Origin of the sequence: Marinobacter sp., assembly GCF_041595835.1 — a bacterium.
Taxonomy (GTDB): Bacteria; Pseudomonadota; Gammaproteobacteria; order Pseudomonadales; family Oleiphilaceae; genus Marinobacter.
The window spans coordinates 1-8966 of the sequence record NZ_JBFHJO010000069.1 but is presented as its reverse complement, the minus strand read 5'-3'; the positions used below and the strand labels follow the sequence as shown (position 1 = coordinate 8966).

Annotated in this window: 8 protein-coding genes; 6 read left to right on the top strand and 2 right to left on the bottom strand. The window is 52.7% G+C overall.

Features of this window, described 5'->3' with window-relative positions; translation table 11 throughout:
* Window positions 1-69: 69 nt before the first annotated feature.
* Complete coding sequence (locus ABYA77_RS14080; RefSeq protein ID WP_372966599.1) at window positions 70-1260, top strand: GGDEF domain-containing protein; 1191 nt, start codon at window positions 70-72, stop codon at window positions 1258-1260.
* 30 nt (window positions 1261-1290) lie between these two features.
* Here ABYA77_RS14080 and ABYA77_RS14075 read toward each other — a convergent pair whose 3' ends face one another.
* Window positions 1291-1842, bottom strand: coding sequence for a cytochrome c (locus tag ABYA77_RS14075; protein WP_372966598.1), 552 nt, complete (start codon window positions 1840-1842; stop codon window positions 1291-1293).
* Between the two features lie 296 nt (window positions 1843-2138).
* On the opposite strand from ABYA77_RS14075, the gene ABYA77_RS14070 reads away from it, so the two are divergent.
* The gene (locus tag ABYA77_RS14070; RefSeq protein WP_372966597.1) at window positions 2139-3500 is read left to right on the top strand and encodes an MBL fold metallo-hydrolase RNA specificity domain-containing protein; all 1362 of its coding nucleotides are present in this window, start codon (window positions 2139-2141) and stop codon (window positions 3498-3500) included.
* Window positions 3501-3571: 71 nt separating this feature from the next.
* Here the strand turns inward: ABYA77_RS14070 and ABYA77_RS14065 are convergent, their stop codons facing one another.
* Window positions 3572-4183, bottom strand: a complete 612-nt coding sequence (locus tag ABYA77_RS14065; protein WP_372966596.1) for a transposase — start codon at window positions 4181-4183, stop codon at window positions 3572-3574.
* 188 nt (window positions 4184-4371) lie between these two features.
* On the opposite strand from ABYA77_RS14065, the gene cysQ reads away from it, so the two are divergent.
* The 4 genes from cysQ to ABYA77_RS14045 all read left to right on the top strand — a co-directional run.
* A complete protein-coding gene (cysQ, locus tag ABYA77_RS14060) occupies window positions 4372-5139 on the top strand; it encodes a 3'(2'),5'-bisphosphate nucleotidase CysQ (protein WP_372966595.1) in 768 nt (255 codons plus the stop codon).
* Between the two features lie 13 nt (window positions 5140-5152).
* On the top strand, window positions 5153-5632 hold the full coding sequence (gene rfaH, locus ABYA77_RS14055) for a transcription/translation regulatory transformer protein RfaH (protein WP_372966594.1): 480 nt from the start codon (window positions 5153-5155) through the stop codon (window positions 5630-5632).
* Window positions 5633-5859: 227 nt separating this feature from the next.
* On the top strand, window positions 5860-7341 hold the full coding sequence (locus ABYA77_RS14050) for a capsule assembly Wzi family protein (RefSeq protein ID WP_372966593.1): 1482 nt from the start codon (window positions 5860-5862) through the stop codon (window positions 7339-7341).
* 20 nt (window positions 7342-7361) lie between these two features.
* Window positions 7362-8966, top strand: a 1605-nt coding sequence (locus tag ABYA77_RS14045; RefSeq protein WP_372966592.1) for an SLBB domain-containing protein, incomplete at its 3' end; no start/stop codon positions are given.

Sequence of the window (8966 nt, the reverse complement as noted above, 5' to 3'; positions counted from 1 at the left end):
GTTTCAAGAACAGGAAAGCGGTGGAATAGCTGGTACGTTGAACTTTCAACGTCCTGACGTATTGAAGTGATGCCTCGTAAAAATCAGCTTTGCCGCTATCTTATTTTTCTTGCCAAAAACAACAAGCACTTGCTCATTTATCTTGCGGGTTTATTGGTGGTCGGTGCGGCAGTTACAGCCAGCCATGCGCTGGTTGACCGTAAAATGACGGTGACACGTATCGCCAGCCAGGTGCTTGAGCTGGGCTATGAGCAAAGTGTTTTGGCGGAACGCATAAATCACTTGTCATACCGGCATGCAATCGATACTGGCGAGGCCTTTGATCACGGCGTGAATTCCGCCTTGCTCAGCGCTGTTTCAAAGATGCATCGTAATCATGTGCTGTTGCAGCAAGGTTCCGATTTTAAAGGTTTTTCGTTGGCGGCAGACGATATATATTTCGCCCCGGAATACGAGCTTGACCTGAAAGTCCGCACTTTTCTTGGCGCTGCGCGAGAGCTGTCATACCGTAGTCCCGCCTCTGTCATTCCTGGCAGCCCTCTGACACTCTTTCTGGATGCCGGAAAAACGGAAGAGCTGCACGAACTTCTTATGAAAACGGTGGATATCTATAAGGCTTCTCTGGAAGCGGCTTTAGCTGAAGCCAACAAAACGCTCTGGACGCTCTACGCGGTTATTGTTCTGGTGTTGGTTGGTAAAGGGGTCATGGTCTCCCGGTTGATTGTCGCATCCCTTACTCGCCAGGCTGAGGAATATCGGGAGTTGGCTCATACTGACCCGCTTACCGGGTGCCGTAACCGTCGTAGTTTCATGCAAGCGGCCAACGAAGCTCACCATCAGGTGAAGCAGGGCGGGTATCAAGGTTCTGTTCTGATGCTGGATATCGATCACTTCAAACAGATTAACGATACCTGGGGGCACTCTACGGGTGATGAGGTCATTCGTGCGCTGGTGAATACAAGTATCCGGCAGCTAAGGGGGAGTGATGTTCTGGGGCGGCTTGGCGGTGAAGAATTTGCCATATTGCTGCGTGGTACGTCTGTAGAACATGCCGCTGGTGTTGCGGAAAATTTACGGGAGCAGTTGGAAGTTTGCAGCGTGCCGTGTTCTGGCGGGGAAGACAGTGTGAATTTTACTGTCAGCGTGGGCGTTACGAGCCTCTCGCCGGACGATGATTCACCGCTGGACGCTCTCGAAAGAGCTGATCAGGCTCTTTATGATGCCAAGACTGCAGGGCGGAACCGTGTTGTAACGAGTTGAAGTAGGGGGGCAAGGTCAGCCCCCCTTTCGCTATCGGGTTGTCAGGTAAGCCGCAAGGGACTGGATGTCCTCCTCAGACAGCACAGAGGCAATCCCGATCATGGGGGTGCTGTGTTTTGTCGGGTCCATTTGTTTAAAGCGGTTCAGAGCGATGCCCAGATACTCCGAAGGTTGCCCGGCCAAACGGGGCATGTCCTGAAAGCCTTGCGCGTCCAGGCCGTGGCATCCGGCGCAACGGATTTTGAACAGGGATCTGCCTGCCTCAACTCGTGCGGCGTCTGTGCTTGGGCGTGGTTTTGCTGTTTGCATACCAAAATAAATGGCGATATTGATACGTTCTTCCAGTGTCAGGGTCTTCGCCAGTTGTGACATCACATAATCTTCGCGGGTACCATCGCCAAACTTTTCGAACTGGTTGAACAGGTATTGAGGGTGCTGTGCCGCCAGGTTGGGAATGTAATCCCGTTTACTGTTGCCGTCTTCGCCGTGGCAGTAGCCACAAAAGCGAATGCGCTCATGGCCTGCTTCATAGCTGGCCTGGCGTTGCTCCTCATCGGCCATGATCGCTCTCAGTTGCGCCATGGCGTTATCGCCGGACTCTGCGTGCGCCAAAAGCGAGCAACTCAGGCCCGCTGCCAATATCAGATTTCTCACCCAAGGACTGCAAACCATAAGGCACCTTACCTCTCAGGAAACTTCCAAGCCTATCGGTACCTGCAATACCGAATATTGAGAAAGATCAATAAAAATTAAATTAGGGGCAGACCTCTGAACATTTCACCTCATCAAATGCACCGGGGTCGGGTCCCGGACCTGACCCCATTTGAGTTTTAGGCTAAGCTGAATTATATGCATATGATTCAATTTAAGGGTCTTCTATGAAACTTAGCTTTCTCGGTGGTACCGGCACGGTAACGGGGTCTCGTTATCTGCTTTCTGATGATCATCATCGGATGTTGGTGGATTGCGGGATGTATCAGGGGGTGAAAACCCTTCGGCGGCGGAACTGGGCGCCGTTTCCTGTTGAACCCTCTACTATTAATGCAGTGGTGCTGACTCATGCACATATTGACCACTCGGGTTATCTGCCGGCGCTGGTGAAGAATGGTTTCAAAGGAAAGATATACTGCACCAAAGCCACTCATGAGCTTTGTAAAGTGCTGCTGCCGGATGCTGGTTTCCTGCAAGAAGAAGACGCCAGGTACGCGTTTCGTAAAAAATTCTCAAAGCATGAAAAGCCGGAGCCGCTGTTTACTGAGAAGGACGCGCGGGAAGCACTGAAGCACTTCGAGTCGGTGCACTACCATGAGAAATTTGAGCCAGTCAAAGGCTTTGAAGTGAGCTTCACGCCCGCAGGCCATATTCTGGGTTCTGCGTGCGTGCATGTGCATCACAAAGAGGATGACCGCACAGTGGTGTTCAGTGGCGATGTGGGCAGGCAAGATGACATTATCATGCGGCCGCCCGAACCCCTGCAGCATGCGGATGTGCTGGTGTGCGAATCCACCTATGGTGACCGCACCCACGAGAGTTCAGATCCTGAAGGTGAGCTTGCGGACATTATCACGAAAACTGCTGGCCGTGGCGGCATTACCCTGGTGCCAGCCTTTGCGGTTGGTCGCGCGCAAATGCTGCTTTACGTGGTGCATAAACTGATGGGCGAGGGCCGTATACCGAAAATGCCGGTGTACCTGAACAGCCCGATGGCGATTCGGGCCACGGAGATTTTCTGTAAACATCATAAAGAGCACAAGCTCAACCGGGCTCAATGCGAGTTGATTGATCACAACACCGAATTCGTTCGCACGGTTGAGGAATCCATAGAGTTGGATTCGGTGCGCTATCCGTGTGTGATTGTCTCAGCCAGCGGCATGGCTTCAGGTGGGCGAGTCTTGCATCATCTTAAAACCCTGCTGCCAAATGCTCGTAACAGTGTTGTATTTGCAGGTTTTCAGGCGCCAGGTACCCGGGGAGATGCGCTGGTAAATGGCGCCGAATCGGTGAAGATTCACGGAGAATACTGGCCGGTCAAAGCCGAGATTCATTCTCTGCACTCAATGTCGGCCCATGGGGACTACAACGAGATCCTCTCCTGGCTGGAGCAGGGCAACCTGAAACCCGAACAAGTGTACGTCACCCACGGCGAAGCTCTGGCCAGCGATATCATGCGCAAACGCATTACTGAAAAATTCGGTTGGCCCGCGGAAGTGCCAGACCTCTTCCAGGAAGTCGAAATATAGCCAGGTACATTTCGCTCCGCCAAATGTCTTGGGGTCGGGTCCCGGACCTGACCCCGGTTAACGTAACAAGCTCAGCCGTATTGGGCGGCTATCTCTTCCTGAAATTTCTCTGAGCCCAGAGCTTTGCCTGCGATGGCGGTATATCGGATTAAGTCTTCAAGACCGCCAGGCATTGGGCTGTCAACAAAGGCGCGGTAGCTTTCATAGCGACGGTCAGAGTCTGGCTGAAATTCAAGATAGCTACTGTGGGGGGTATGCAGAGGGGAGTGCATGCCATAAGCATGGCAACGATAGCTGGACCACTGGAAATCGCCCGCGTATTCCACCATGCCGGCCTTTACTGGGTTCAGTTCGATGTAGCGCTGACACTGAAGGAAGTAGGATTCAGTATCCACCAGGCAGGACTTGAATCGCCCCTCCCATAAACTACCGCTGCGCCCGTATTTGTGGTTGAAGCTTTGAGCGTATGCTTGCCCTACCGATTTCATGAATCCGGAAAGCGCATTTTCGGTATGGGGAGTAACAAGTAGATGGGTGTGATTGCTCATAAATACCCAGGCGTGAACATCCACGTCATACTTTTTCAAGTACCGAAGCAGAAGCATCATGTAGGTAGCTTTATCAGCAAAATCCTGGAAACACTGCTGCCGGTTATTCCCTCGCTGAATTACATGCTGGGGCATTCCGGCCGGACAAATCCTTGGTCGGCGGGCCATCTCACATTCCTTGTGAATTAAATTGTAGGCGAGTAATTTGCCTCACCGCGCCGCCAATTTCAAGTTGGGGTCAGGTCCGGGACCTGACCCCAAGGCATTTGAATTCTCAAAGTTTGCTACTATGGCAAAAAAGGACAGGCAGGGAGCGAGTAAGCATGTACTACAGTTCAATACTTCCGGATGTGGTAAAAGTGGCAGATGAGGCCAGCGAGAAGGTGCTGCACATCTATCAGTCCGATTTCAAGGTGGGTTACAAGGAAGATCATTCGCCCATTACCGCAGCGGATACGACCAGTCATGACATCATTGTCAGAGGGCTGCGTAACATCAGCCGGGATATTCCCGTTCTGTCGGAAGAGGGGGCGCAAGTTTCGTGGGAAGAGCGCAAGAACTGGCGTCGCTTCTGGCTGATCGATCCTGTCGACGGCACCAAAGATTTCACCCAGCGCACCGGCGAATTCACCGTCAATATTGCCATGATTGAAGATGGTCAGCCGGTTATGGGTGTTGTTATAGCACCGGCGCTGAAAGAGGCTTTCTGGGGTATAAAAGGCGAAGGTGCTTTCAAGCGTGATCGTACCGGCCGCGTTAGCCGGATTCACGTGGCCGAGCCGAGGGCAACCAAGCGCGTGGTGGCCAGTAAAAACCATATGAATGATGAAACCCGGGCCTTCATTGACGCTCTGGGCGACCACGAAACCATACAGGCCGGCAGTTCCCTGAAATTCTGTCGTATTGCCGAAGGCCATGCCGACATCTACCCGCGCATGGGGCCCACCAGCGAATGGGACACCGCGGCTGCTCACGCCATACTTTTAGCGGCTGGCGGCAACGTACAAACCCTGGAACATACCCCTTTGAAATATGGCAAAGAAGATGTGCTGAACCCACATTTCATTGCTGCTGGTAATTGGTACTTCTGAAGGTGAAAAAACCATGACCTGGTACGCTCTTCAACACAAGCCTGCCCAGGGTGACCGCGCGGTTCAGCATCTGCAGAATCAGGACATCGCCTGCTTCTACCCCAAAATAGAGGTGGAGAAAGTCAAAGCTGGTAAGCGAACCAAAAAGCTGGAGCCGCTGTTTCCCGGTTATATCTTTATCAATCTGGAGCCAACCGATCCCATGTGGGGCAAACTTCGCTCTACCCGAGGTGTGATGCGTGTTGTGGGCTTTGCGAACAAACCTGCGGGCGTGGCGGATGAAGTCATTGATCATATCAAGGTCAGTATGGACAAAGTGGCAGAGCAGGGTGGAATCAAACCTGGCCAGGTAATCGAGCTGGAAGACGGCCCCTTCACAGGCGTTAGCGCGATCTTCCAGGCCTACGATGGTGAAGAACGCGCCATTGTGCTGATCAGCTTCATGCAAAAGCAGCAGCGGGTTAGTGTGCCGGTTTCGGCGATCAAGCCGTAAGAAATACGTTGGGGTCGGGTCCCGGACCTGACCCCAAAGAGAGTGATTCAAGAGTTTTTGTTCCTAATCTATTGATTTTTAAAAGGTAAGACTTTTTGTCACTTGCTTGTCATCTGTCTTCGAGTAGAATCGCGCATCTTGGAAACACCTTATATCTAACCTGGCAGGGATTGCGTGGGGTATTTCCCACCGTTGTTTTGAACCCCTGTTGTACAAAAGTTGATGATATGACCTTAAAACACTGGGCCCTGGTCGGTGGGGCGGTAGCGTGCCTGAACAGCTTTTCAGTGGTGGCTGCACCCTGGTTGGAGTCGGGCGACCCGCGGGCGCGATTTGCTGCTCAGAAACTGGCAGATCGTGGCCATCTGGATCGCGGAGTGACCACCTGGCCGCTGATGTGGAGTGCTGTCAAGAACGGCACCCAGGCAACGGTTAAAGCGGACCAGGAAGCTGTCGGGCTGGCTCAAGCCTATCTTCGCTTTGAAATGAACGAGCAGGCACAGCCTGGTTTCCGTGGCGAATTTGCGCTCAGTGGCCAGTCGGAAATTCCTGCCATTACCGGATTTGAAACCAACTCACTATCAAAAGCCGGTACATCGATCAATCTGCAATGGCAGGGGGAAATCTGGGGTGTAGGTCTTAAGCCTGCCTATGCTTACAATCCAGACGATGATAAAGAGTTCCGCATGGACGGCTCTTACCTTGCTGCCACCGCTAGCAATTGGGTGCTTGGTGCCGGTTCGGTTAACCGTTGGTGGGGGCCCGGCTGGCAATCAAGCCTGATCTTGTCTGGCAACGCCCGCCCAATGCCTGCGGTATGGCTGAACCGTGCAGATACCTACGCTCCGGAATCCACTTGGCTAAACTGGATTGGTCCGTGGGATTTCACTTTGCTGGCCGGCCAATATGAAGGCGCCCGCGCGGTATCTGATGCTAAATTCCTTGGAATGCGCCTCACCTTTCGGCCTATCGATGGTTTGGATATTGGCCTGTCCCGCGCCATCATGTTTGGTGGGGAGGGGCGACCGGAGGGGCTGTCCACCATTTGGAACGCATTGATCGGTAAAGACAACGGCCAGCTGGAAGACGACGACCCAGGCAACCAGATTGGCAGTATTGATGTCCGCTACGGTTTTGCCATCGATCAGCAGTCTATGGGGCTTTATGCCCAGATGATGGGGGAAGATGAGGCCGGCGCTTTTCCTGCACGCAAGTCCTGGTTGTTTGGCGTGGATTGGACAACCAGTCTGCTCAATGGTGATCAACAGTGGTTTGCAGAATATGTAAATACCCAGGCCGATGACTTTCTAGGTAATGCCCGCCCCAATGTAAGCTATGAACATAGCCGTTATAACTCCGGCTACCGGTACTACGGGCGCAATATGGCCGCCAGCTTTGACGGCGATGCCGAGGCAATTACCCTTGGCGGCTATCATTTTATGGATAATGGAAGCCACCTGAGTGCCAGGGTAAGTTATGCGGACCTCAATAAAGACGGTGCTAGCCGTGTCGTGGTGCCCAGTGCCAACGTGTTTTATACCGTGCCTGAGGAATCACAAAAAATAGCCATATTGGACCTGGGGTACGGCACCGGGCTATTTAACGGATGGTTGGATGTAAACGTTCAGGCAACCGACAAAAAAATTGAATACGTAAGCGGTTCCAAAGACCAATGGTCAGCTGGCGCCAGCTGGACCTATCGTTTCTAAGATAACGGAATATATTACCTGTGAATGTGAAAAAGCTCCTACTGCCTCTGGCCTTGTTACTTCCTATTGTGGCGACGGCCCAGACGATTTCTTCAGCACAGATAGAACAATTCAAGCAATTGCCCAGGGCTCAACAGGAGGCTTTGGCTGAGCGTTACGGAGTTAATCTGGATAGCCTGGAAGCAATCAGTGAACAGGCCAGCAACCCACGCCCGGAGCCAGTGAACGTAGTGGATCCTCTCACCAGCATTGCTGACCAGAACCGGGAACAGGCAAGGGTGAGCCAGCAAGAGGATGAAGAACAAGCACAGGCAGAGAAAAATGGCGGATTGAAGCCCTTCGGTTATGACCTCTTCGCTGGCAGCCCCACCACATTCGCTCCGGTTACCGAGATTCCGATACCAACGAATTACACCCTTGGGCCTGGAGACGTGCTGCATATTCAGCTTTGGGGTAAAGAAAATAAGAACCTGGAACTACCCATCAGCCGGGATGGCAGTATCAGCTTTCCGGATTCTGGCCCTATGACCCTTGCGGGCCTGAGTTTTGAAGAAGCCCGGCAGCAAATTCGCAAGCGAGTATCAGAACAGTACATCGGGGTAGAAGCCTCTGTAACTCTGGGCGAGCTGCGCAGCATGCGCATATTGGTATTGGGCGAAGCTCGCAATCCCGGTTCCTATACTGTTAGTTCGCTGTCCACCATCACTAATGCCTTGTATGTTTCTGGTGGCATCAAACATACCGGGTCTTTACGCAAGGTACAGCATAAACGTAATGGCCAGCTGGTAGGTTCGATCGACCTGTATGACCTCCTGCTTAATGGTGACAGCAGCGGTGACAGCCGGCTACAGCCTGGTGATGTTGTCTTTATTCCGCCGGTAGGTACCCGTGTAGGTATTGATGGAGAGGTTTACCGGCCAGCCCTCTACGAGCTGAAAAACGAAACGAAGCTGAAAGAACTGATTCGGATGGCCGGAGGCCTCACCCCGCAGGCCTATCCCCAGCGTATTAATATAGAACGCACTAATCAGGACTTTCTTAGGATAATTGCAGAAGCCGATTTAACGTCCGACAAAGGTCAGAACGCCCGCATTAAGGCTGGTGACAGAGTTCAAATTCCATCGATCTCTGACATAACCGGTCAATTTGTAGAAATAACGGGTGCCGCCACACGCCCGGGTAAATTTGCCTGGATGCCGGGTATGCGCGTGAGCTCTCTGATACGCAACCTGGATGCAGACCTGCTTCCGGTTGCAGACAAGCAGTATGCCGCCATCGTACGAACCAATCCGCAGGACGATACTATTTCAGTGCTGAACCTGCGCTTAAGGGATGCCTTGAGAAACCCTGGTGGCGAGCACGATATTCAGTTGAATGAAAGAGACCAGTTGCTCTTCTTTGCGGGTGCAGGAAAGGGCAACCTGGTAGCGCCAGAACTTTATACCCGGGAAGAGCTTTTTGCACCCGTTTTGCAGCGCCTGAATGCGCAGGCGAAACCGGGGGCCCCTCAACAAACCATCCGTATTAGCGGCCCTGTGCGCTACCCGGGCGAGTATCCCATGCCTGCGAGCCGAAGCCTGGAAGATGCGGTTTTCGTGGCTGGCGGCCTGAAGGACTCCGCTTCT

Bases quoted from the DNA above. Each gene is read 5' to 3' on its own strand.
- ABYA77_RS14080 (WP_372966599.1), top strand. From the start codon at position 70: ATGCCTCGTAAAAATCAGCTTTGCCGCTATCTTATTTTTCTTGCCAAA.
- ABYA77_RS14075 (WP_372966598.1), bottom strand. From the start codon at position 1,842: ATGGCGCAACTGAGAGCGATCATGGCCGATGAGGAGCAACGCCAGGCC.
- ABYA77_RS14070 (WP_372966597.1), top strand. From the start codon at position 2,139: ATGAAACTTAGCTTTCTCGGTGGTACCGGCACGGTAACGGGGTCTCGT.
- ABYA77_RS14065 (WP_372966596.1), bottom strand. From the start codon at position 4,183: ATGCCCCAGCATGTAATTCAGCGAGGGAATAACCGGCAGCAGTGTTTC.
- cysQ (WP_372966595.1), top strand. From the start codon at position 4,372: ATGTACTACAGTTCAATACTTCCGGATGTGGTAAAAGTGGCAGATGAG.
- rfaH (WP_372966594.1), top strand. From the start codon at position 5,153: ATGACCTGGTACGCTCTTCAACACAAGCCTGCCCAGGGTGACCGCGCG.
- ABYA77_RS14050 (WP_372966593.1), top strand. From the start codon at position 5,860: ATGACCTTAAAACACTGGGCCCTGGTCGGTGGGGCGGTAGCGTGCCTG.